The organism is Wolbachia endosymbiont of Diaphorina citri (genome assembly GCF_013096535.2).
GTDB lineage: Bacteria > Pseudomonadota > Alphaproteobacteria > Rickettsiales > Anaplasmataceae > Wolbachia.
Genome location: NZ_CP051265.2, coordinates 1,482,844 through 1,506,841 on the forward strand (window position 1 = coordinate 1,482,844; position 23,998 = coordinate 1,506,841).

General features: G+C 34.3%; 15 protein-coding genes and 3 pseudogenes. 6 read left to right on the forward strand and 12 right to left on the reverse strand.

Annotation, left to right across the window (positions count from 1 at the left end; all coding sequences use genetic code 11):
* Nucleotides 1-2 precede the first annotated feature (2 nt).
* The 3 genes from HGO49_RS06900 to HGO49_RS06910 all read right to left on the reverse strand — a co-directional run bounded on the left by HGO49_RS06900 (nt 3) and on the right by HGO49_RS06910 (nt 2,284).
* The gene (locus tag HGO49_RS06900) at nt 3-479 is read right to left on the reverse strand and encodes a hypothetical protein (protein WP_172758515.1); all 477 of its coding nucleotides are present in this window, start codon (nt 477-479) and stop codon (nt 3-5) included.
* A gap of 7 nt (nt 480-486) precedes the next feature.
* Nucleotides 487-1,707, reverse strand: coding sequence for a DNA modification methylase (locus HGO49_RS06905; RefSeq protein WP_172758514.1), 1,221 nt, complete (start codon nt 1,705-1,707; stop codon nt 487-489).
* A 109-nt stretch (nt 1,708-1,816) separates the two neighbouring features.
* Nucleotides 1,817-2,284: a crossover junction endodeoxyribonuclease RuvC gene (locus tag HGO49_RS06910; RefSeq protein WP_017531739.1), complete on the reverse strand. Its 468-nt coding sequence runs from the start codon at nt 2,282-2,284 to the stop codon at nt 1,817-1,819.
* A gap of 258 nt (nt 2,285-2,542) precedes the next feature.
* Here HGO49_RS06910 and HGO49_RS06915 point away from each other — a divergent pair, with 258 nt between their 5' ends.
* Nucleotides 2,543-6,079: a DEAD/DEAH box helicase gene (locus tag HGO49_RS06915; RefSeq protein WP_017531741.1), complete on the forward strand. Its 3,537-nt coding sequence runs from the start codon at nt 2,543-2,545 to the stop codon at nt 6,077-6,079.
* 2,478 nt (nt 6,080-8,557) lie between these two features.
* Nucleotides 8,558-10,615 (forward strand): annotated as a pseudogene (locus HGO49_RS07575) (AAA family ATPase).
* Nucleotides 10,616-11,084: 469 nt separating this feature from the next.
* On the opposite strand, the pseudogene HGO49_RS06925 reads toward HGO49_RS07575, so the two are convergent.
* Nucleotides 11,085-11,843 (reverse strand): annotated as a pseudogene (locus HGO49_RS06925) (IS3 family transposase); the annotation flags it as partial.
* Between the two features lie 59 nt (nt 11,844-11,902).
* Here HGO49_RS06925 and HGO49_RS06930 point away from each other — a divergent pair.
* From HGO49_RS06930 to HGO49_RS06945, 4 genes are all read left to right on the forward strand, one after another.
* A protein-coding gene (locus HGO49_RS06930; protein WP_160142696.1) for an IS5 family transposase occupies nt 11,903-12,695 on the forward strand; the annotation gives its coding sequence in 2 pieces (ribosomal slippage) (nt 11,903-12,166 and nt 12,168-12,695; 792 coding nt in all).
* Nucleotides 12,692-13,114 carry an ankyrin repeat domain-containing protein gene (locus HGO49_RS06935; protein WP_237398557.1) on the forward strand — a complete coding sequence of 141 codons (423 nt, stop codon included), beginning with the start codon at nt 12,692-12,694 and terminating at the stop codon, nt 13,112-13,114. The genes HGO49_RS06930 and HGO49_RS06935 overlap by 4 nt, the downstream gene beginning before the upstream one ends.
* A 67-nt stretch (nt 13,115-13,181) precedes the next feature.
* Nucleotides 13,182-13,409, forward strand: coding sequence for a hypothetical protein (locus HGO49_RS06940; RefSeq protein ID WP_172758512.1), 228 nt, complete (start codon nt 13,182-13,184; stop codon nt 13,407-13,409).
* Between the two features lie 20 nt (nt 13,410-13,429).
* Nucleotides 13,430-14,353: a patatin-like phospholipase family protein gene (locus HGO49_RS06945; protein ID WP_172758511.1), complete on the forward strand. Its 924-nt coding sequence runs from the start codon at nt 13,430-13,432 to the stop codon at nt 14,351-14,353.
* A 78-nt stretch (nt 14,354-14,431) separates the two neighbouring features.
* Here HGO49_RS06945 and HGO49_RS06950 read toward each other — a convergent pair whose 3' ends face one another.
* The 8 genes and pseudogenes from HGO49_RS06950 to HGO49_RS06985 all read right to left on the reverse strand — a co-directional run bounded on the left by HGO49_RS06950 (nt 14,432) and on the right by HGO49_RS06985 (nt 23,774).
* A complete protein-coding gene (locus HGO49_RS06950) occupies nt 14,432-14,764 on the reverse strand; it encodes a WD_0736 family protein (RefSeq protein WP_007301898.1) in 333 nt (110 codons plus the stop codon).
* A 337-nt stretch (nt 14,765-15,101) separates the two neighbouring features.
* Nucleotides 15,102-16,079 (reverse strand): WO male-killing family protein Wmk, encoded by a 978-nt coding sequence (gene wmk / locus HGO49_RS06955; RefSeq protein ID WP_172758541.1) that lies wholly within the window; start codon nt 16,077-16,079, stop codon nt 15,102-15,104.
* 46 nt (nt 16,080-16,125) lie between these two features.
* Nucleotides 16,126-17,040 (reverse strand): WO male-killing family protein Wmk, encoded by a 915-nt coding sequence (gene wmk, locus HGO49_RS06960; protein ID WP_172758510.1) that lies wholly within the window; start codon nt 17,038-17,040, stop codon nt 16,126-16,128.
* Nucleotides 17,041-17,118: 78 nt separating this feature from the next.
* Nucleotides 17,119-17,568 (reverse strand): annotated as a pseudogene (locus HGO49_RS06965) (hypothetical protein); the annotation flags it as partial.
* A gap of 20 nt (nt 17,569-17,588) precedes the next feature.
* Nucleotides 17,589-18,914 carry an IS110 family RNA-guided transposase gene (locus HGO49_RS06970; RefSeq protein WP_172758509.1) on the reverse strand — a complete coding sequence of 442 codons (1,326 nt, stop codon included), beginning with the start codon at nt 18,912-18,914 and terminating at the stop codon, nt 17,589-17,591.
* Nucleotides 18,915-19,208: 294 nt separating this feature from the next.
* Nucleotides 19,209-20,534, reverse strand: coding sequence for an IS110 family RNA-guided transposase (locus HGO49_RS06975; protein WP_172758509.1), 1,326 nt, complete (start codon nt 20,532-20,534; stop codon nt 19,209-19,211).
* 294 nt (nt 20,535-20,828) lie between these two features.
* On the reverse strand, nt 20,829-22,154 hold the full coding sequence (locus HGO49_RS06980) for an IS110 family RNA-guided transposase (protein ID WP_172758394.1): 1,326 nt from the start codon (nt 22,152-22,154) through the stop codon (nt 20,829-20,831).
* A gap of 294 nt (nt 22,155-22,448) precedes the next feature.
* Nucleotides 22,449-23,774, reverse strand: a complete 1,326-nt coding sequence (locus HGO49_RS06985; protein WP_172758394.1) for an IS110 family RNA-guided transposase — start codon at nt 23,772-23,774, stop codon at nt 22,449-22,451.
* Nucleotides 23,775-23,998 lie beyond the last annotated feature (224 nt).

Here is a 23,998-nt window from a genome sequence, read left to right on the forward strand (position 1 = left end):
ATTTAAAACTTAATATTAGATAATTCTTGTAATGAGTTTGTAATCTCTTCAGTTAGCGCCATATGAATCTTTTCAGTGTCACTCAGTGATGCAAGTAGTGCTGAAACTCTATTTGGAATATTAAGCAAATTATTACGGACAACTCTTGCTACGTTAAATGCATCGCGCTTTACTTCCTCTAATGCTACAAGTTCACCAATCTCAGCTTTTGCCTTTGCCTCCAATAATCTACCCCGCTCCATTTCATTTTTTATTCGCGTTTTTAGCAACATTGTAGAAAGGTTACTTGTATTTTCGTTTTCTGGATTTTTCCTCCTAAGTGGCTGACTTGGATCTCTTATTGCTGCCACCGCTTCATTTGCTTGTTCTCTATTGATCAAACCATCCTCCAACTTAACTATTCCTTTTTTTACTAAATAACAGACATATTGCTTTGATACTCCTATCTCTCTTGCCCATTCTGTTTGTGTAATTTTCACTTTTTTCCTACTGTTTTTCTTCTTGAATTTCTGCAAAAGTTTTACCAGTACCAGAAAGAATTGCCTCCCTACCTGTGTATATTTGCCAACGTTTTATGGTTACATCTACAAATTTTGAATCTAGCTCTATTGTTCTACAGATTCTTCCTGTTCTCTCACATGCAATCAGCGTACTTCCAGAACCGCTAAATGGATCAAGTACAACATCTCCTGGTCTACTACTATTAACTATTGCTCTCTCCATTAGCTCTACTGGCTTCATTGTTGGATGTAGTGTATTGTGCGTTGGCTTATCATAAAACCATAGATCACTTTGATTTCTACCGCCATACCACTCACGTTTATTGCCGCTTTTCCACCCATAGAGCATTGATTCGTATTGTCTTTGATAATCAGATCTTCCTAGTGTAAAATGATTCTTTGCCCAAATGATAAATGTTGACCATTTCCCTCCCGCTTCCTCAAATGCTTTTTGCAACGTTGAAAACTCTGATGATGATATGCAAATGTAAATTGCACCTTTCGTATATGCTAAAATATGGGAACAGATATCGTAGAGAAAAAGTTCGTACTTTTCACCTTGATTATCGTTTAATATTTTTTTCTCTTCTCTCTCCTGACTGCTACCGTAATCAACGTTATATGGAGGATCACATACGGTAATATCTGCCATTTTATTATCTAATACCGCTTTATATGATTCAACTAAAGAGCTATCACCACAATAGATTCGATGATCACCTAAAATCCATAGATCAGCTGGTTTTGTTATTTCTACCTTTTTGTCATCAACAACTAAGTCAGAAAGGTCTTCTTTTTCACCATCAAAATCATCGAGAAACCGTTGAACTTTTTCCAATTCAAATCCAGTCATTTTAAGATCAAATTGTAAATCTTCTAATTCTTGAATTTCCACCTTCAAAAGATCATCATCCCACTTTGCCCAATTAGCTGATTGATTGGCAAGTAACCGAAAAGCTTTAGTTTGTGGTTCATTTAAATTATCACTTAAAACCACAGGAATACTTTCTATACCAAGTTTTCTTGCTGCTTTAAGTCTTAAATGACCATCAACCACAGTGCCATCGCTTTTTGCAACTATTGGTATACGAAAGCCAAATTCCCTGATTGAAGCACACATTCTATTTACTACGTCATCATTTTTACGTGGATTACGCTCATATTCGACCAGATTTTGAGTAGGATAGTAGTGGATTGCTAAATTCATATAATTGCTATACTAATTAAAAAGTTAATATTTAAAATATGTCTGACGCTAAAGAAGGCCTGGGGTCAGCATCACCAAACCCGCCAGTATGGACGAAAGGACCCACTTTTTATGGATTTTTCATCTTATTAATATCTTTACTAAAATCCATAACATAGAACATCAAAGCTAAAGCATCTGCTTGATTATCATCTTGAGGTGAAAAACTTTTTTCACGTATCGCTTCAATAACTTCACTTTTACTTGCATTGCCTTTACCTGCTATGAAGCGTTTGATAGTTTTAACATTAACACCTTTGTATGGCACATGATGTTCTTCACACCAAGCAGACAGCACTGCAAGAAACCCACCGTAGCAATGGGCTGCATCAGTTCCTAGATGTCTTCTCACTTCTTCAAAATACACTGCAGTGAACTCATGTTTCAAAGAATTAAGCCAATTACGAAAGTTTAAGAAGCACATTCCGCCTCCACTGAAACGACTACCATGAAAGCTTTTGCTTCCACTTTCAATTACTCCATCTGTAAGAATTGCCCAGCCCGTTTGTTTGCCGAGGTCCAGTGTTAGGATTGACATTTATTTGAAACTTTTGTGTTTGAAGCGCGTAGAGGTAAACTCACCTCATTGAAACAATGCCCTTCTATAATATATATACCGGATTTCTCACTACTTTTTCCGGGATTTTCTGAAAAAAAGTTAAAATAATTTTTAATCACAAAAAATGAAGAGACTGTAGAAAAAAAGGTTTTCATATTGCCTTTTCTGTTGTTTTTTTGGCATTTTGTAGTGATTTATGTTAGATTACTTGAGTTTATTTAGGCTAAAATATATATAATGTCTATTTACGGGAGAACATGGTGGGGTAAGAAATGGCTTCAATCTTTCAGTGAAGTTGATTACGATAACCGCCTTTCACGTGGTAGAACTTATGCTAATACTGGTCGAGCTTTTGGTATTCAAATCAACGGCAATACAATTACAGCCAAAGTTAGTGGTTCAAGACCTCATCCATATAAAGTTAAAATAACACTCAATGAATTAAATTCATCAGCTATCCGTTGTATTATTGAAAATTCTCCCTCTATATTACCTAAATTAATAAATAAACAATTACCAACACTTTTGTTTGATAAACTTAACGACTCAGGTATTAAATTATTTCCTTCGAATTGGGAAGAAATGAACGCAAGTTGCAATTGTCCTGATTGGGCTATGCCTTGTAAACATATTGCTGCTGTAATTTATCTTATTGCTGCAGAAATTGATAAAAACCCTTTCGTAATTTTCAATATTCATAATTGTGACTTGTTGTCGCTGATTGATGATTTTGGAAATGGAAAATTAGAAAACATTCAAAGTATTCTAAAAATTAATGATCTATTTAAATCGTCTTCTAAAGTTAAAGTATATGACCAAGTAAACTTAAATGATATTGATCTATCGACTATTCCTAACCTTGCTAGCTGTATCGAAAATATCTTGACGAATAATCCACTCTTTTTTGAAAAAAATTTTCACAGTATTCTGCAAACAGCTTACAAGCATTGGCAAAAATATCCTACGGGGAAATCAGATTATTCTTTCTACTCTTCCAAGAAAAAGCTATCGGAAGAAGAATTGTTTACTACCAAATGGGGAAGTATTGAACACTGGCAAACATTTCAATTATTTATCGATGACCAATACCAACTTATTCAAGTAAGCAATGGTATAGCTAATTCATTTGTGCTCAGCGAAAGTGTTTCGAGGAATATAGCACAATTTTTAAACGATATTCCTATTTCATTACTGCACAAGCTTAATCCTGAACTTCGTTTCATGCATATAATTTCACAGTTTGCACGTATGCTCATGGAAAAATCAGCGCTAGTACCACAAATACTACAAAATAAAAGAGAAGAATTTATAATTAGGTGGATCCCTGCGTTATTTAATGAATCAGTCAAAGAAATTCATAGAAAAATATCATCTATGTGTCCACCTCTACTAATTCAATATCAGAAAACTTCTATAGATCCTGAAGAACAGGTTAATATTGCAGTTTCTTTAATCCTTTTGGGATACATGGCAAATAATTTTCCTGCAGCACTTGATAAATATAGAGAAAAGAATACCTTTCCTTCATCAATGGACAAGTATAGAGACAAGCACATCTTTGCATTATTTTTTACTGGATCAGCATACAAGTTTAGTGAGTTTAGCAACAGAGAAATACCTCAATCAATTAATCTCTGGTTATCACGACTTTATTTAACAGATAAACCATACAAACTTTACTTAATGGTAAAAGATTATTATGAAAGATTTGAGCTTGATATACAGGTATCTTTAGATGATGGAAAATCGATAATAAAGCTGAAAAAAGCATTGTCTAACTGCAGCACAAAACTGAGCATTTTATCTGATATGGGAATGCTGTCCGAATACATACCTGAGCTAGAAAGATCGATTGACGACAGCAGTAGATTACTGTTTAGCTTAGATGATTTTGCACCATTGTTTTTAAATATCTTGCCGGTGTTAAAAGCAATTGGCGTTATAGTTATCTTACCAAAATCACTGGAAAAAATCCTAAAGCCAAAGTTGAGTCTTAATTTATCTGCTAAAGGCAAAATTGAAGAAGATCGGAAAAGTTTCTTAACGCTTGAGAAATTATTGAAGTTTGATTGGAAAATAGCGATAGGTGATAAAGAGATAAGCATTACAGAATTTAAAAAGCTACTGAAAGATTCTCGTGGACTTATAAAGATTATAGACCAATATGTGCTTTTGGATGATAAGGAGGTAGAAGCTCTACTGAAAAAATTTGATAAGTTACCTGAACACTTGAGTCAAGCAGAGCTGATGCAAGCTGCTTTAGGAGGTGAACTAGATGGAGCAAAGGTAGGACTTGATCAGCAGATTAAAAGCCTATTTGAAAAGCTTAACACTTATGTACCTGTTGATGTACCAAGTAACCTAACAGCACAGTTACGTCCATATCAAAAACGTGGATTTAGTTGGCTTGTGCAGAACATAGAGACGGGATTTGGTAGTATAATTGCTGATGACATGGGTCTTGGCAAAACACTACAAGTTATTGCAGCCATTTTATACTGTAAGAATGCAGGATTTTTAGATGAAGATAAAGTCTTGATAGTAGCACCAACAAGCATATTAAGCAATTGGCAACGAGAGATGGAACGTTTTGCACCAGAATTAAAGCTTTTTATCTATCATGGACAAAATCGAGAATTGGCAAATGATTATGATGTAGCTCTCACATCCTATGGTCTTGCGCGTCGTGATAAAAAAGAGCTTAACAGAGTAGGATGGTTTTTGCTCGTGATTGATGAAGCCCAAAATATAAAGAATCCCCACAGTGAACAGAGTAAAGCTATAAAAGCTATTGCAGCAAAAAATAAAATAGCAATGAGTGGTACACCTGTTGAAAATAGGCTACTAGAGTATTGGAGTATTTTTGATTTTACTAATAAATATTACCTTGGTACTCCTAAGGAATTTAAAACTCATTTTGCAACACCAATTGAAAAAGCGAGAGACAAAGTTTGTCTAGAAAGGTTCATGAAAGTTACTCATCCCTTTATGCTACGTAGGGTAAAAAGTGATAAAAGCATTATAGAGGATCTACCAGATAAAATTGAAAATAATCGTTATTGTTCTCTAACTCCAGAGCAAACAGCACTTTATCAAGAAGTAGTTAACACAACTATGAAAAAGATAGAAAGGAGTGAAGGAATTGAACGTAAGGGTCTAATTCTTAAGCTTATCAATGCTTTAAAGCAAGTTTGTAACCATCCATCGCATTTTGGCAAGAAAAAGCGTGCAAGTATTGAACAGTCAGGAAAGATGCAGATGCTAGAAGAGATATTGATAGGAATTAGTGAGCTTGCAGAAAAATCATTGATATTTACTCAATACACTGAAATGGGTGAGATTATAGCTAGGCTACTTGAAGAAAAGTTTGAATCAAAAGTGCCATTTTTGCATGGAAGTTTATCCCGTAAAGCACGAGACAAAATGGTTAATGATTTTGAAAACTCATTTCGATCAAATATTCTCATAGTATCTTTAAAAGCTGGTGGAACAGGGCTTAATTTAACAGCAGCAAACCATGTAATACATTACGATTTATGGTGGAATCCAGCAGTGGAAGCACAAGCAACAGATAGAGCGTACCGTATTGGACAAGAACGTAATGTTATGGTGTACAGGCTACTTTCAACAGGTACTTTTGAAGAGCGTATTGATGAGATGATTCAAAGCAAGAAAGAGTTAGCAAACTTAACTATAAGTAGCGGTGAAAGTTGGATTACAGAATTTAGCAATAATCAATTGAAAGATTTGATCAATATAAGAAATGCTGTATAAAAAACAAGTTCAGCTATCCACTTCTTATCTTAAAAATGTAAAAAAACAACATTTGGCCTGCTAACACATATCTTATCGCATTCGGACTATTATAAGAAAGGCTATACAGAGTATGAATCTGATTTTGATGAATTAATTAAAGCAGGTGAGAAAATAACTACAACAAAGACCAGCTTGTAGTTGAGTTATCTGTGTTTGACATCTTGTCTACCACCTTTTGTTTTAATTTCAAGGGGGGTGACCCACCCTTTAGAAAGCCCTATCTGCCAATAAATAGTGAAAACATAAATCTTTGTCTCCATTGTACGCGATGAAATTGGAGACGTAAATAAATAAATTTAGATCTTTATCTCCATTTTAAGCAGTTTACGAGCTCCATAGCTTATGTTTATGGCAAAACTTTTTTTCTTTAACTTCACCTACAATTTATTTATAGAGATTATCTAAAATAACCAGCTTTTATTGCACCGATTTAAAAGATCGTCCACTTTTTTTGAAAAAATATTTTACAATAAATAAAAAACATGATAGAATAAAATGAGGTTTTTTGTAGTAAGTAAAAGTTTAAGGTAAAAGATAATTTACAAATGCCTCATAATCGAGTTTTGAGCTACCTTACATGAGTAACTTAGGTTCTGGTTGTACAATTGTACCCTGAAGTCGTAGAATCTTTTTAAAACGCTATTATCAGCTATCTTGTCTTTTGTAAGCATTTATCTTTTTTAGGTTATCCAAAATGCAATAGTAGATTTTTCATATTTTTGTCTCTGTGTTGTATTTTTATTTAGGGCGATCTGATTCATTAAGTTTTTTGAAAATGGAAAAGTAACATCTTATAGGTATTAAATGGATAAAAATGCAGAATTTCAATGGTTTAAGTGTATTATATTTCTATTTCTTTATTTTGAAATTTTGCTGGAAAACTCAGAACGGCTTTTTACTCCTTAAAACCTTACTTTGAAGAATAGGCCACAGTAGTAGATTAGGCATTTACCATAAAAATGTTACCTTTAGCTATTTTTAAAGGCTATTAAAGTTTAGTGATACCTTTAATTATCTTACAATAACTCGGTTTATGTCTACTAATATCATGAAATGCAGCTGGTCCACCTGTATGCATAAGTAGTTAGAGTAGGTTATAGGTGGCTTTAAAAAACCGGTTAGTTGCCACTTGAGTTTATTTTTTAAATGACTTTTATATTTCGGTTAAAAATTTAAATGGACGGTATATTAGCCTTTTTGAAAACCATTTCAGTTGAGCACCGCGGAACTTCTCTTAAGGTTTATATTATAATAAACTTATTACAGTTCATGTTTTTTTGCTTAACTTGTTATTTAAAAATTAAAAAAGTAATAAATTAAACACTTAAGCGCGTTAATAATATTTAGGTAGGTATTATGAAAGGTACATATCCTATATGTTCTATTATTATATATTATTATTTATTATATATATAATATATAAGGTTTTACCTGAAACTGGGCTACACTCAAAAACCCTCTATAATCCTAGCTTTTAAAGCAATTAAGAAGTTTTTTTGAATTTCAAACTTAAATTACTCTTAACCCTTTAATATAGCCGGGTTTTTTCCTTTTAGGAGATTTCATTTTCCAATCTAAAATGGCTTAAACTGCCAAAAATCTATGTAATCTCGAATCTAAAGTACTTAATTCACAAGTAATTATTATGAATACCTTTACCAATATAGCGTTTTGTGGCTACTTCTTATAGACTCTCCCCTGAGTATATTGTAAACACGTTAAGCTCTATTAAAGTTTAATAGAAAAATCGTAATGAAAAAAATTTTAGAGCAAATCATATTTCAGACTGCATTTCTAGTATATATCTGTTATGGAGGAGAAAAAAGGATGGCTTATTTGGTTATTCTCATAAGCAAAGTATAGTATATTTTGCAACATAATGCAGATGCAACTTATAGGCGGCCTTTTTGTTTAAAGTTAAAATGAAATTAAATTTTGTAATTTTTTTGAGGAGTGTAAGTTGAGAGCAGAGTTAAATTTTCAATACCACCATTTACCTCTACAGAAGAGAACTTTTTTAGTGTTGCCTATATATTTTTGTAGTTTTTCGGACGAATTTGAAATTGAACGTATATATATACTACAGGGGCATATGAAAGATAAGAGAACGGAGTTGTGCAAAATTCTTAAAAAAAAGTGAACAGTTTTTGTAATTTTGTTGAACTTACTATAGTAAGACCTAGCAAACCTAGTCTTCTGAATTGCAAATATTTGGAGTAAATATGGACAGTGTCAACTTACGCTTGAAAAAAAATTTCTCTACCCTTCCGGAAAAACATGTGAGAAATCCGGTATTACTATAGTAAAAGGTACAGAGACATCTCTCTACCTATTTATGACTGTATTTTAAATTACCAGCCTTTAAGAACATCATCGTTAGCAGAAAAAAAGACATTTTGTCAACAAACATAGCTTATTTTAACAGGAGAAAACAATATGCATGACAAGCAAGCTTTATTTGAAAGAGCAGCAGAAGTAAAAGCAGAACTACTCTCAAGAATAGAATCATCTTTATCCTACTTATTACCAAATGGTACTTTCCACGGTGGTAAGTTCTATGTTGGTAATATTAGAGGAGATAAAGGGAAAAGTTTAGTAGTAGAAACAAGAGGAGAAAGAGCCGGATTATGGCACGATTTTGCTACTGGTGAAGGCGGAGATATACTTAATCTCTGGTGGGATGTTACTAGTCAGACTAAGTTTCTTGATACCATAGAAGATATAGAAAAATGGCTTGGTCACTCAACAAACCATAAAGAAGAATTTTCAGAACGTTTAATAGCATGTTGGGACTATCATGATGAAAATAATCAAGTAATAGCTAAAATTTACCGTTATGATAGCACTTCAGGGAAAAAACGATATAGCTGTTTTGATGTAAAAAACTCAAGTAGTACTGCTCCAGATCCAAGGCCTTTGTACAATGTTCCAGATATAATTAAATCCGATAAAATTGTTTTTGTTGAAGGTGAAAAGTGTGCTGAAGCTTTAATAAGCAATGATATAACAGCCACAACAATGATGTTTGGAGCAAATTCACCTGTGGATAAAACAGATTGGGCTCCGCTAAAAGGTAAACACATAACCATATGGCCAGACAACGATAGTTCAGGTCAGAAATATGCTGAAAATGTTGCAAAGAAGCTTTTAGATATAGGCGTTGCATCGCTTTCTATTCTTAAAATTCCACAAGATAAACCAAAAGCTTGGGATGCTGCTGATTGTATTAAAGAAGGAGTAGACGTCGAAAGATTTTTAACCTCAACTGTTTCTCTCCCATATACAAAAAACGTTACTTAATTTCCTGTATTGCAGTACCTAAATGACAAATCACCAATGCCAGAAGACATAATTGCTCCTAGAGTTTTAACTCCTAGTGGTCTTTTAGTTTTTGCTGGCGCGCCTAAAGTGGGAAAAAGTGACTTTCTTATTTCTTGGCTTTTTCATATGGCATCTGGAATTCCATTTTTTGATATGGTGCCAAAAAGGCCCTTAAGAATCTTCTACCTTCAGACTGAAATCGGTTACCACTATATGCGTGAACGGCTGCAACAGATGAAACTTAGTGAAGAGCTTATTAAACTTGCTGCAAACAATTTAGTTATTACACCACAGACTAAGCTGCTTTTAAATGAAAATGGCATTAAAGATATCGTAACTGAAGCAGAAAGAAACTTTGACCTAAACACCATTGATATCATAGCGGTAGATCCATTGCGTAACGTTTTTGATGCTGATGAATACGGTAACGAAAATGATAATAATGCCATGATTTTCTTTCTCCAGGAGAGAGTTGAAAAACTTCGTTCTCTAATCAATCCAGATGCTGGAGTTATTCTTGTGCACCATACAAAGAAAATGCAAAAGAAACTATTAGAAGAAGATCCATTTCAAAGTTTTAGTGGCGCTAGCAGCTTACGAGGATTCTATACCACTGGAATGATCATGTTTAGGCCTGATGAGAAGAACAGCTATCGTCAACTGATGTTTGAGTTGCGTAATGGAAATTCTGTTATGCCAAAATTTGTTGATAAAGTTAATGGTCATTGGTACGAAGTTGACGCTGAGTCACAAAGGTTAATAAATAAAGACTATGGTGAAAAACTAGATGCCGAACGTTCTCGTAGATATGACATCATCTTGGACTTAATATTTGCAGAAGGACGTAAGGGTCATGCTTATACAATTAATCAGTTTTGTCAGGTATTTGAAAATAAAGAAGGTCTTGGCAGTACACATTCTATTCGTGATCGTCTCGATGTTCTTGCTACCAAAGGCTACGTTAAATTCAACAAAGAAGGCAAAAACGCTGCAAGAAACAAATACGGAGTACTTTGTGTTGAAGGTATGGAATTTGGGCAAAAAATATTTAATCCAGAGAAAAACAAAAAGGTTACAGTCTATCACAGGTTACTACCCACACACTACAAGTCACCACACTATGGCAGCGTAATTCCTGTAGAAAATCCAAATACTTGGGTTTATCACAATTAACACTTTAATCATTTCTTAATTAGAGGGGGAAAATATGCGTGCGCCAAGCAAAGTGCGTAAAGTCCAGTTGGTGAAAATCCAACCCAGGCAAAGCCTAGCCAGCAGGCTGGAACAAACCACTATGCTGCGTAAGGTAACGAGCGTAGTAAAGCTAGTGGAATGGACAACACAGGGTACAACGAAAGTGAAGGTATTGAGTCCCGAAATTCTCGATGTCATAGAGGTCGACACTTTTCATATAGTGGAAGACAGCAAGAAGGGTAACGATAAGGCAAGTTATCACTCACTCTATCGGGATCTGAGGCCGTATCACGTGTTGAGATGGAGTTTACGTAAACTTGGGAGATCCTTTGTATTCCTATTAAGGTACGTTGGAACAAGTCAACAAAGGCGAGTACTGACGGAAGATACAAAGGAAGTCGGACTGACCTTACCCAGAAAAAGTAGACAGGTAGTTAAGACGTTTTTTTCATGAAAATGATGAATCAAATTTTTCAGGAATGCAATAGTTAATAGTAGAATGTCTACGTTGTTTGTTATAAAAAATTTCTATGTATTCAAATATTGCGGTTCTAGCTTGTTGTGCGGAGTGTTGTGAGGTATCAATGAGTAATTCCCTCTTTAGTGAACTAAAAAAGCTCTCCGAAACAGCATTATCGTAACAACAACCTTTGTGACTCATGCTAGAAATAATACTTTTTGTATTCAGTAAAAATTGATAATTTTTAGAGGTGTACTGTGATCCTTGATCGCTATGAAATACTAGATTTTTAACGGGTTTGCGCCTATCAACAGCCATCAATAAAGCATCTATAACTAATTGCTTATTTATTGAATTACTCATTGACCAACCAACTACCATGCGTGAATATAAATCTATTATTGCTGCCAAATATAGCCATCCTTCGTTGGTGTTTATGTATGTAATATCAGTTACCCATATCTTGTTTGGCTGATCAGTGGTGAAATTCTGATCCAATATGTTAGGAGTTATAACTCTATTGTCTGTTTGAAGTTTCTTAGTCTTAAACCTTCGTCTAAGTTGGGCTTGAATGCCATTTTCCTGCATAACATTTTGCACTGTTTTGATGTTATAATTTTTACCTAAAACCTTTAATTCAGCGTGGATTTTGGGAGCTCCGTATCTGCATTGTGACGCTTGATATATCTTTTGAATATCTTTTATGAGCTCTTCTCTTGTTGATTTTTTATTACTTTTTTCCTTAGAACCTGTACGTGATCTCAAAAAAGGGATAGAATGAGAGGATAAAGTATATAAAGTAGGATATGCGAAATTTATATCCAAGTGATATAAGTCGAGAAAAGTTTGAGATTATTGTAGCAGATCTGGAGTCTTGCAGGAAGAGAACAAAGCCAAGAACACTTGATTTATATGATGTATTTTGTGGAGTATTATACGTCTTAAAAAGTGGCTGCCAGTGGAGAATGTTACCAAAAGAGTTTCCAAAATGGCGGAATTGTTACGACTATTTTAAGAAGTGGAGTGAAAAAGCAGATGCAAATAAAGAAAGTGTTCTGGAGCTGGTATTAAAAAAAAATAGTTGGCGTGGTCCGACAAAACAATGGTCGGAAAGAAAAAACCAGCTTCTGCATAATTGATGCACAAAGTGTAAAAAATGCAGATACTGCTGAAGAAAAAGGCTATGATGCAGGCAAAAAGGTTTCAGGAATAAAACGCCATATTGCGGTAGATACGCAAGGTTTACCCCACGCAATTTATATAACAACGGCAGAAATAACTGATCGTAGTAGCGCTGTGAGAATGGTTAAAAATGCTAAAGAAAACCTATCTGAAGTTAAAAATATACTAGTTGATGCTGGCTACACAGGAGAAAATTTTGCAACACAAATAAAAGCAACTATTGGCGCTACCGTTGAAGTAATAAAGCGAAACGAATTACACACCTTTGTCGTATTGCCGAAAAGATGGGTTGTTGAGAGATCTTTTGCTTGGTTGCAAAAATATAGGCGATTGTGGAAAAATTGCGAGCGGAAACTCAACACTAGCCTGCAAATGGTCGTTCTTGCTTTCGCTGCTTTGCTTCTGAAAAGATTATGAACAGGCTCTTACGCATTGCTTCTGAAAATTGTAACCTAGATGTAGTAAAGTTTTCAGTAAAGAACCTATTGAGCATTAACACACAAATTCCTAGATTAACAGCGCTACATTGTGCAGCAGAGGGAAAGTGTCTAAAATTAGTAAAATTTCTAGTGAATGAAGGAGTTAATATAAATGATACAGGTAGATATAAAGGATGGACAGTATTACATTCTGCCGCATACGGAGGCAATTTAGAGATAGTTAAGTTCTTATTAGAAAGAGGTGCTAATCCTAATACTAGAGATACAGATGGAAAAAATCCTCGAGATGTAGCTGTAATAGAATCAAGGCGCAACAAAGACAAGCCCTACGATCAAATAATAAAGCTACTTGCAGAAGCAGAGGATCGATACGAATCAACAAAAAGTAATCACTAAAGCTGTAAGTTTTCTATAATCTATATATAAACTTCTCAAGCTATCCATAATAGATTAATACCTTCACATGAAAAAGCAAAAAATCCCAATTACGGTAATTATTACCATATTAATCCAAACAGTAGCATTGATATGGTGGTTATCCAAGTTAGACTCAAGGGTACAATTTCACGATAAACTGATTGAATATGGTTTAATGGAAAAAGTGTTAGTACTTGAGGAAAGGGTAAAAAATCTTTCTGAGGAATTGGATGAGTTTAAATTGCAGGTTTTAAGCGGAAAAATTAAATCTTAATATCCTTACCTAAATTCATAATGATTAAATATATTTTATCCGTTGACGGAGGAGGCATAAGGGGCATAATACCAGCCATAATATTAGCAGAAATAGAAAAAAGAACAAGAAGAACTATAGCTGAAATCTTTCACTTAATGGCAGGAACCTCAACCGGTGGAATTGTTATAGCAGGATTATGTAAAAAAGATAAACAAGGAAATCCTCAATATTCAGCCAATGATTTAGTCGAGCTTTACCAAAAATACGGGTCATATATTTTTAAGTCTTCATTCTTCCGGCGATCAATATTATCTTGGTTTAACTGTGCACAATACCCACATAAAAATATTGAATTTGTATTGGACAAATATTTTGGTGATGATACTCTACAAAACACTTTAAATAATGTACTGCTTACCAGTTACGACATTCAGAATAATTGCCCATTTTTCTTCAAAAGCTGGAAAGAAGGTAATATTAAGCTGAAAGATGCACTCAGAGCTGCAACGGCTGCACCTACTTACTTTGCACCTAAATATCTTAAAATCAACCACAAGGAAATGGTATTAGTGGATGGCGGGGTATTTGCAAATAATCCAGCGGCTTGTGCATATGCAAGTGGTAAGAGGTTATTTCCAAATGATGATATTCTACTGTTATCGATAGGTACTGGAAGAACAGATAGAAGCATAGAGTATGCCAATTCAAAGAGATTTGGAAAAATAGGATGGATAAAACCTTTGTTAAATGTGATGTTTGCCTCTGGATTGGACTGCGTAAATTATCAGATGAATCAAGTAATAGGCAATAGATACGTAAGAATACAATCGCAATTGAAGCTAGCGTCGGCTGACATGGATAACATTACATCAAAAAATATCAAATCTCTTCAACAAGAGGCAAAGGCAATGATAGAGGACAATCAGAAAGTGATAGAAAAATTTTGTGAAATTGTATCTTAATTTACATCAAGTAAAATCTAAAGCTTTAGTTGAACCAGAAAAGTAAAATAAGCAAATTTGCCTTGTTGAGAAATCTTATTATCTTTGTGTACTACTTTCTTTTTCACTACTAAAAAATCCACATAAATGGTTAAAAACCTTTTCAATAAAAAGCTCGCTTTCCTTTCCTGTAAAAGCTTCTTTTATTTCATGCAAACTACTTGTTACCTTATTGCTATTTTTTATGACTGAGTAGCTTTCAATAGCTTGGCAAGCAGACAAAATAGTTATTGCCCCTATTATAGTTGAAACAATTATGGCAATTAAAGGCGCTATTGTTGTAAGTACTGCTGCAATTAATGAGATGCCAACACAAAACGCAATAGCTGAAATGCAAAATGCTACTGTATGTTTCCTTTCATGACTAACCATACATACCTTCTTAATAAATCTGTTAAAAGGATAACTTATTTTTTTAGTACCTTCAATATTTTTAGAAAAATTGGCATACTCAAGATAATCATTTGTGATACCAATGAATTACATTAAGCAAATTTCTAGTACCTAATTTAGTTAATTCACTTCAATCTATTTGAACATTATATATTAAACACAGAAGCACAAGAATTTCATTCAGTAATTTAGATATATTAAATATACAATTATTTTTATTGATATTTTAATGTATTATTTATGAGTAAGTAAACTACTGAAATCTTTTTTACTTATATCTTAATATAATATTTCTTAGTACCGTCTTTAACACAATTCAATTTTCACACTCATCAGCAGTTAGGCCACTTGCTCGCACAATAATATCAATAGCAACACCTTCCTTAACTAGATCTTTTGCAATCTTGATTTTCTCTGCTTTTTTAACCTTTTCTTTACCAGTTTGCATTCCTTCAGATAAAGATCTAGCTACCGTATCCAGTAATTCTTGATCCTCAATTTTTTCGCATTTACCTATAAACCTAAAAACTGGCTCATTTTCATATTCTGTTAGTCCAAGAGCTTTAATGTTAACTGATAATGTCTTTGCTATCTCATATAATATTTCAATTGGAATGTCTGTATATCCTCGTTCATAGTCGTGTATTTCTTTAGGTGTTGAACCGATTTTATTTGCCAAGTCCTCCTGAGTGTATTCCCGTATTAATCTCTGCTCTTTTATCCTTTTTCCCACTTTGTAGAGTATAGAATCAGTACAAATTTCTTTCTCTATATCATCATATTCGTAAGTAGATAAGCGAGTCACTTGGGAAATAATATCAACTGAAACTCCTTCTTTAACTAGATTCTTTGCTACTTCTATTTTCGCTTCTTCTTGGCTAATTTTCTCGCTAATATATACAAACCTTACTAATGGATACAGCTTCTTGCGTAATTCCTGATCCTTAATTTCTCTATGTATTTTTGTTAGATAGACTATTTCTTTATCCTCATCTTCATACCAACTGTTTTCTCTTAGTACTGTTGGTTCTGGAAGTAGATCTATAACATTAACTGACAATGCTCCTGCTATTATATACGATTCTTTGATTGTAATAGCCTTGCACCCTAGTTCAAAGTTATGTATTTCCTTATGTGTTAAACCAATTTTGCTTGCTAATTTTGCCTGAGTATACCCTTGTACTATCCTACAACCTTCTATTTTTTTCCCCAGCTCGTAGCTTGCTGAGCCAATATGCTCTGAATTATCATAGATAAATCCTCTAAAAGCTGTTTTTCCTACAGAAGCAAACATATATTCTATCACAAAAAAATCCACTATTGGCTAAGTTTTTATGAAATCACAAAAATTTCTCAATCATATAATTTGATAAGCCTGTCGTTTGCAAGATAATATCAACAGAAATTCCTTCTTTCACTAAATTCCTTGCAACTTCAATCTTCTTTTCCTCTCTGACCTTTTCTCTACAAACATGTATACCTTTAAATAAAGACTTGATTAGCATATCGCGTAATTCTCGACTCTCAATCTTTTTGTATTCTTCTATCAAATTTGATAGCTTTTCTTCCACTTCTTCATCTGATTCGGGAAGTAGATCTATGATACTGATTGATAATACCTTTGCTATTTCATCTAACATTTCAAGTGAAACAGCAGCTCTCCCTTGTTCATACTCGTATATTCCTTGATTTGTTATGCCAACTTTATTCGCTAAATCTTTTTGTGTATATCCTCGTATCAATCTCCACTCTTTTATCCTTTGCCCTACTTTGTATGGAACCGAAATTTTGTTCTCCTCATACTCACCAATAGATAGGTTAGTTGTTCGAGAGATAACATGAGCAGAAACTCCTACTTTCATCAAACCCCTTGCTACTTCTATTTTTACCGCTTTTCTGCTTCTTTCCTCGCTCAAACGAATAAATTTGGTTAATAAATAAAATACCTCGCTTAATTCTTCATCCTTATACCCCTTTACTAAATTTAATATTTCTTCATCTTCAAAATATCTTTTTTCATTTGGTAGTGTCTCTCCACAAACTAGACCTTTAACATTCACTGATAATGCTTCTGCTATGGCATATAACTTCTTAATTGGAATTTTACGACTCCCTTTTTCATATTGCAGTATTGCCCAGTACTTTACACCAACCTTCTCCGCTAAATCCTTTTGAGTATACCCTCTCTCTAACCTCCAACTTTTCACTTTTTCCCCTACTTCACAGTCTAGACTTTTTTCCACGAAAACAACCATGCGTATAATATTTTCTACTATAGCTCAGATATAACGGTAGAAAAAACCTCTGGAACCTTAAAGTTTGCTGTAGACGCATTAAAGTTCCCTAAAGGTTTCTTTACTACCTCCACATACCCTATTTACCCATGAAGACAATACTTCATCATTGCTAATATCTTTTATAGCATACTTTTCATTCCATATGCCACATCTAGTGAAATTACCTCTTTCTACCACTTCCTTAAGCTTCACTCCCCCAAAGAGGCAATTTTTTCCAATTTCTTCGCATCTTTTTTGTAACTCAGCCCACATTTCCTTGTTTTCTACTCTGACTTGTACTTGATCATATTTTTTTACATCGTGGTACAATATAATATTTAGCTTACCAATGCTTGTAGGAAACTCTAATATAATAGAGCTTCCATCTGACATATCGATATAGTTTCTTATACCTCCCTTCTCACTTTTAACCTCAACTGCATCATTGCCAATTTTTAAAATATTACTTCCTAACTCTCTCAGTATTTTGGCAACCTCTACTTTACTTCTAAGAAACTTCCCATTAGTTATTCCTGTTGAACTAAGATATAACCGAACTCCTGTGCCTTTTTGATTAAATTTTTTACAACTTTCTCTTTGTAACGTGTTTCATAATAATCTATTCCTCTTTCTACATATTCTTGTCCATACTTCAACATACTATAAAAGATACATGCTAATTTCCTTGCCGTAGCAGTAATCGCTTTTGGTGCACCTAGTCGTTTTTTTAACCTTCTACAATATGCACCTATTCCGCTATTGCTTCTTGATACACAATGAGCAGCCATTCGAAATGCATTCGCGGCACGATTAATGACTTTACGTGTTCTTGTGCTAAACACTTTTTCCCCTGTAATTTTATTAGCAGGGCTTAGCCCCAACCACGAAGTAAAATGCTTTTCTGATCGCCATTTATTATAGTTAACACCAACTTCCGAAATGATAGTTTGTACAGTTAGTATATCCAATCCAGGAATTTTGGTAAAATCTATACCAGTTACTCGATATAATTCTTCATGCAAAGCAAAGTTTGGTTTACTTTTTCTATACTTATTTTTCTCTTCACCTAACTTTTTACTTTCATCAGACTTTGTCTCAAATGTTTTATAATATTCTTCAATGCTCCTGTCACATTCTGCTACTTTTTCCTGATAAATATTATATAGCTCAAATTCTTGCTTTAATGTAAATAGGTGTTCTTTCCTATAGTTTCCTGCTAATGCTTTTGCAATAACAGATTTATCACTTTTTATTCGTCCATCTCTTAGTTCAGCCAATTTTTCAGGATTACTCTCACCATCTATTATTGCTTTAATAATTTGCATTCCAGTTACACCAGTTGTATCGCTTATAACTTTATGTAGTTGAATATTCATTTGTGTTAGCGCTTTTTGCATACGCAAAGTATGTGTAGAAGCATTTTCAATTAAATTTTTACGTTGCCGAACATAACTACGCAATACACACATTTGATCATCTGGCCTAAATGAACCTTGGAGTAACCCATAACTGTGTAGTTGTTGAATCCATTGACAATCTTGCACATCTGATTTTCTTCCAGGTACATTTTTAATATGTTTTGCGTTTACCAGTTTTACTTCAAATCCGTGTGATTCAAGTACTTGAAACAAAGGAATCCAGTACACTCCTGTTGACTCCATGGCTACTGTATTAACTTTACATTTTTTCAACCATTTTGCTATGTTGTAGAGATCTTCCGTAAAGCAGCTAAATTTTTGTATACGTTGTTCATCGCTTCCTTCGGGTACACATACATAATGTACAGCAGAACCAACATCGATTCCTGCTGCATTAGGATTCGTTATCTCTAATTTACTTTTGAACTTTGCCATTTTCAATCTCCATTATATAATAATCCATAGTTGAGAAGTGCTTAGCTTGGGACGGTTGAGTTATACATTCTTCTAATCGAGGTAGCCCAAAAGGCTCCATCAGTGGTTTGACCGTTCCTCCAAAGCCACGCTGTCCTACGGGCACTTAAGGCACCATTGCACAGTTCGGCTATAACTGCAAAAAGCTCTTCTCTACAAAATTATATATAAAATTTGCCGTACACTCAGCTAGGAAGTTTCTTTTTGGTTTGACAGGTTTTATCTGTCCGGCGCTTCTAAGAAACTTCCCATTAGTTATTCCTGTTGAACTAAGATATAACCGAACTCCTGTGCCTTTTTGATTAAATTTTTTACAACTTTCTCTTTGTAACGTGTTTCATAATAATCTATTCCTCTTTCTACATATTCTTGTCCATACTTCAACATACTATAAAAGATACATGCTAATTTCCTTGCCGTAGCAGTAATCGCTTTTGGTGCACCTAGTCGTTTTTTTAACCTTCTACAATATGCACCTATTCCGCTATTGCTTCTTGATACACAATGAGCAGCCATTCGAAATGCATTCGCGGCACGATTAATGACTTTACGTGTTCTTGTGCTAAACACTTTTTCCCCTGTAATTTTATTAGCAGGGCTTAGCCCCAACCACGAAGTAAAATGCTTTTCTGATCGCCATTTATTATAGTTAACACCAACTTCCGAAATGATAGTTTGTACAGTTAGTATATCCAATCCAGGAATTTTGGTAAAATCTATACCAGTTACTCGATATAATTCTTCATGCAAAGCAAAGTTTGGTTTACTTTTTCTATACTTATTTTTCTCTTCACCTAACTTTTTACTTTCATCAGACTTTGTCTCAAATGTTTTATAATATTCTTCAATGCTCCTGTCACATTCTGCTACTTTTTCCTGATAAATATTATATAGCTCAAATTCTTGCTTTAATGTAAATAGGTGTTCTTTCCTATAGTTTCCTGCTAATGCTTTTGCAATAACAGATTTATCACTTTTTATTCGTCCATCTCTTAGTTCAGCCAATTTTTCAGGATTACTCTCACCATCTATTATTGCTTTAATAATTTGCATTCCAGTTACACCAGTTGTATCGCTTATAACTTTATGTAGTTGAATATTCATTTGTGTTAGCGCTTTTTGCATACGCAAAGTATGTGTAGAAGCATTTTCAATTAAATTTTTACGTTGCCGAACATAACTACGCAATACACACATTTGATCATCTGGCCTAAATGAACCTTGGAGTAACCCATAACTGTGTAGTTGTTGAATCCATTGACAATCTTGCACATCTGATTTTCTTCCAGGTACATTTTTAATATGTTTTGCGTTTACCAGTTTTACTTCAAATCCGTGTGATTCAAGTACTTGAAACAAAGGAATCCAGTACACTCCTGTTGACTCCATGGCTACTGTATTAACTTTACATTTTTTCAACCATTTTGCTATGTTGTAGAGATCTTCCGTAAAGCAGCTAAATTTTTGTATACGTTGTTCATCGCTTCCTTCGGGTACACATACATAATGTACAGCAGAACCAACATCGATTCCTGCTGCATTAGGATTCGTTATCTCTAATTTACTTTTGAACTTTGCCATTTTCAATCTCCATTATATAATAATCCATAGTTGAGAAGTGCTTAGCTTGGGACGGTTGAGTTATACATTCTTCTAATCGAGGTAGCCCAAAAGGCTCCATCAGTGGTTTGACCGTTCCTCCAAAGCCACGCTGTCCTACGGGCACTTAAGGCACCATTGCACAGTTCGGCTATAACTGCAAAAAGCTCTTCTCTACAAAATTATATATAAAATTTGCCGTACACTCAGCTAGGAAGTTTCTTTTTGGTTTGACAGGTTTTATCTGTCCGGCGCTTCTAAGAAACTTCCCATTAGTTATTCCTGTTGAACTAAGATATAACCGAACTCCTGTGCCTTTTTGATTAAATTTTTTACAACTTTCTCTTTGTAACGTGTTTCATAATAATCTATTCCTCTTTCTACATATTCTTGTCCATACTTCAACATACTATAAAAGATACATGCTAATTTCCTTGCCGTAGCAGTAATCGCTTTTGGTGCACCTAGTCGTTTTTTTAACCTTCTACAATATGCACCTATTCCGCTATTGCTTCTTGATACACAATGAGCAGCCATTCGAAATGCATTCGCGGCACGATTAATGACTTTACGTGTTCTTGTGCTAAACACTTTTTCCCCTGTAATTTTATTAGCAGGGCTTAGCCCCAACCACGAAGTAAAATGCTTTTCTGATCGCCATTTATTATAGTTAACACCAACTTCCGAAATGATAGTTTGTACAGTTAGTATATCCAATCCAGGAATTTTGGTAAAATCTATACCAGTTACTCGATATAATTCTTCATGCAAAGCAAAGTTTGGTTTACTTTTTCTATACTTATTTTTCTCTTCACCTAACTTTTTACTTTCATCAGACTTTGTCTCAAATGTTTTATAATATTCTTCAATGCTCCTGTCACATTCTGCTACTTTTTCCTGATAAATATTATATAGCTCAAATTCTTGCTTTAATGTAAATAGGTGTTCTTTCCTATAGTTTCCTGCTAATGCTTTTGCAATAACAGATTTATCACTTTTTATTCGTCCATCTCTTAGTTCAGCCAATTTTTCAGGATTACTCTCACCATCTATTATTGCTTTAATAATTTGCATTCCAGTTACACCAGTTGTATCGCTTATAACTTTATGTAGTTGAATATTCATTTGTGTTAGCGCTTTTTGCATACGCAAAGTATGTGTAGAAGCATTTTCAATTAAATTTTTACGTTGCCGAACATAACTACGCAATACACACATTTGATCATCTGGCCTAAATGAACCTTGGAGTAACCCATAACTGTGTAGTTGTTGAATCCATTGACAATCTTGCACATCTGATTTTCTTCCAGGTACATTTTTAATATGTTTTGCGTTTACCAGTTTTACTTCAAATCCGTGTGATTCAAGTACTTGAAACAAAGGAATCCAGTACACTCCTGTTGACTCCATGGCTACTGTATTAACTTTACATTTTTTCAACCATTTTGCTATGTTGTAGAGATCTTCCGTAAAGCAGCTAAATTTTTGTATACGTTGTTCATCGCTTCCTTCGGGTACACATACATAATGTACAGCCGAGCCAACATCGATTCCTGCTGCATTAGGATTCGTTATCTCTAATTTACTTTTGACCTTTGCCATTTTCAATCTCCATTATATAATAATCCATAGTTGAGAAGTGCTTAGCTTGGGACGGTTGAGTTATACATTCTTCTAATCGAGGTAGCCCAAAAGGCTCCATCAGTGGTTTGACCGTTCCTCCAAAGCCACGCTGTCCTACGGGCACTTAAGGCACCATTGCACAGTTCGGCTATAACTGCAAAAAGCTCTTCTCTACAAAATTATATATAAAATTTGCCGTACACTCAGCTAGGAAGTTTCTTTTTGGTTTGACAGGTTTTATCTGTCCGGCGCTTCTAAGAAACTTCCCATTAGTTATTCCTGTTGAACTAAGATATAACCGAACTCCTGTGCCTTTTTGATTAAATTTTTTACAACTTTCTCTTTGTAACGTGTTTCATAATAATCTATTCCTCTTTCTACATATTCTTGTCCATACTTCAACATACTATAAAAGATACATGCTAATTTCCTTGCCGTAGCAGTAATCGCTTTTGGTGCACCTAGTCGTTTTTTTAACCTTCTACAATATGCACCTATTCCGCTATTGCTTCTTGATACACAATGAGCAGCCATTCGAAATGCATTCGCGGCACGATTAATGACTTTACGTGTTCTTGTGCTAAACACTTTTTCCCCTGTAATTTTATTAGCAGGGCTTAGCCCCAACCACGAAGTAAAATGCTTTTCTGATCGCCATTTATTATAGTTAACACCAACTTCCGAAATGATAGTTTGTACAGTTAGTATATCCAATCCAGGAATTTTGGTAAAATCTATACCAGTTACTCGATATAATTCTTCATGCAAAGCAAAGTTTGGTTTACTTTTTCTATACTTATTTTTCTCTTCACCTAACTTTTTACTTTCATCAGACTTTGTCTCAAATGTTTTATAATATTCTTCAATGCTCCTGTCACATTCTGCTACTTTTTCCTGATAAATATTATATAGCTCAAATTCTTGCTTTAATGTAAATAGGTGTTCTTTCCTATAGTTTCCTGCTAATGCTTTTGCAATAACAGATTTATCACTTTTTATTCGTCCATCTCTTAGTTCAGCCAATTTTTCAGGATTACTCTCACCATCTATTATTGCTTTAATAATTTGCATTCCAGTTACACCAGTTGTATCGCTTATAACTTTATGTAGTTGAATATTCATTTGTGTTAGCGCTTTTTGCATACGCAAAGTATGTGTAGAAGCATTTTCAATTAAATTTTTACGTTGCCGAACATAACTACGCAATACACACATTTGATCATCTGGCCTAAATGAACCTTGGAGTAACCCATAACTGTGTAGTTGTTGAATCCATTGACAATCTTGCACATCTGATTTTCTTCCAGGTACATTTTTAATATGTTTTGCGTTTACCAGTTTTACTTCAAATCCGTGTGATTCAAGTACTTGAAACAAAGGAATCCAGTACACTCCTGTTGACTCCATGGCTACTGTATTAACTTTACATTTTTTCAACCATTTTGCTATGTTGTAGAGATCTTCCGTAAAGCAGCTAAATTTTTGTATACGTTGTTCATCGCTTCCTTCGGGTACACATACATAATGTACAGCCGAGCCAACATCGATTCCTGCTGCATTAGGATTCGTTATCTCTAATTTACTTTTGACCTTTGCCATTTTTAATCTCCATTATATAATAATCCATAGTTGAGAAGTGCTTAGCTTGGGACGGTTGAGTTATACATTCTTCTAATCGAGGTAGCCCAAAAGGCTCCATCAGTGGTTTGACCGTTCCTCCAAAGCCACGCTGTCCTACGGGCACTTAAGGCACCATTGCACAGTTCGGCTATAACTGCAAAAAGCTCTTCTCTACAAAATTATATATAAAATTTGCCGTACAC

Bases quoted from the DNA above. Each gene is read 5' to 3' on its own strand.
- HGO49_RS06905 (WP_172758514.1), bottom strand. From the start codon at position 1,707: ATGAATTTAGCAATCCACTACTATCCTACTCAAAATCTGGTCGAATAT.
- HGO49_RS06980 (WP_172758394.1), bottom strand. From the start codon at position 22,154: ATGGCAAAGGTCAAAAGTAAATTAGAGATAACGAATCCTAATGCAGCA.
- wmk (WP_172758510.1), bottom strand. From the start codon at position 17,040: ATGGTTGTTTTCGTGGAAAAAAGTCTAGACTGTGAAGTAGGGGAAAAA.
- HGO49_RS06915 (WP_017531741.1), top strand. From the start codon at position 2,543: ATGTCTATTTACGGGAGAACATGGTGGGGTAAGAAATGGCTTCAATCT.
- HGO49_RS06985 (WP_172758394.1), bottom strand. From the start codon at position 23,774: ATGGCAAAGGTCAAAAGTAAATTAGAGATAACGAATCCTAATGCAGCA.
- HGO49_RS06970 (WP_172758509.1), bottom strand. From the start codon at position 18,914: ATGGCAAAGTTCAAAAGTAAATTAGAGATAACGAATCCTAATGCAGCA.
- HGO49_RS06950 (WP_007301898.1), bottom strand. From the start codon at position 14,764: ATGGTTAGTCATGAAAGGAAACATACAGTAGCATTTTGCATTTCAGCT.
- HGO49_RS06935 (WP_237398557.1), top strand. From the start codon at position 12,692: ATGAACAGGCTCTTACGCATTGCTTCTGAAAATTGTAACCTAGATGTA.
- wmk (WP_172758541.1), bottom strand. From the start codon at position 16,079: ATGTTTGCTTCTGTAGGAAAAACAGCTTTTAGAGGATTTATCTATGAT.
- HGO49_RS06975 (WP_172758509.1), bottom strand. From the start codon at position 20,534: ATGGCAAAGTTCAAAAGTAAATTAGAGATAACGAATCCTAATGCAGCA.
- HGO49_RS06910 (WP_017531739.1), bottom strand. From the start codon at position 2,284: ATGTCAATCCTAACACTGGACCTCGGCAAACAAACGGGCTGGGCAATT.
- HGO49_RS06945 (WP_172758511.1), top strand. From the start codon at position 13,430: ATGATTAAATATATTTTATCCGTTGACGGAGGAGGCATAAGGGGCATA.
- HGO49_RS06940 (WP_172758512.1), top strand. From the start codon at position 13,182: ATGAAAAAGCAAAAAATCCCAATTACGGTAATTATTACCATATTAATC.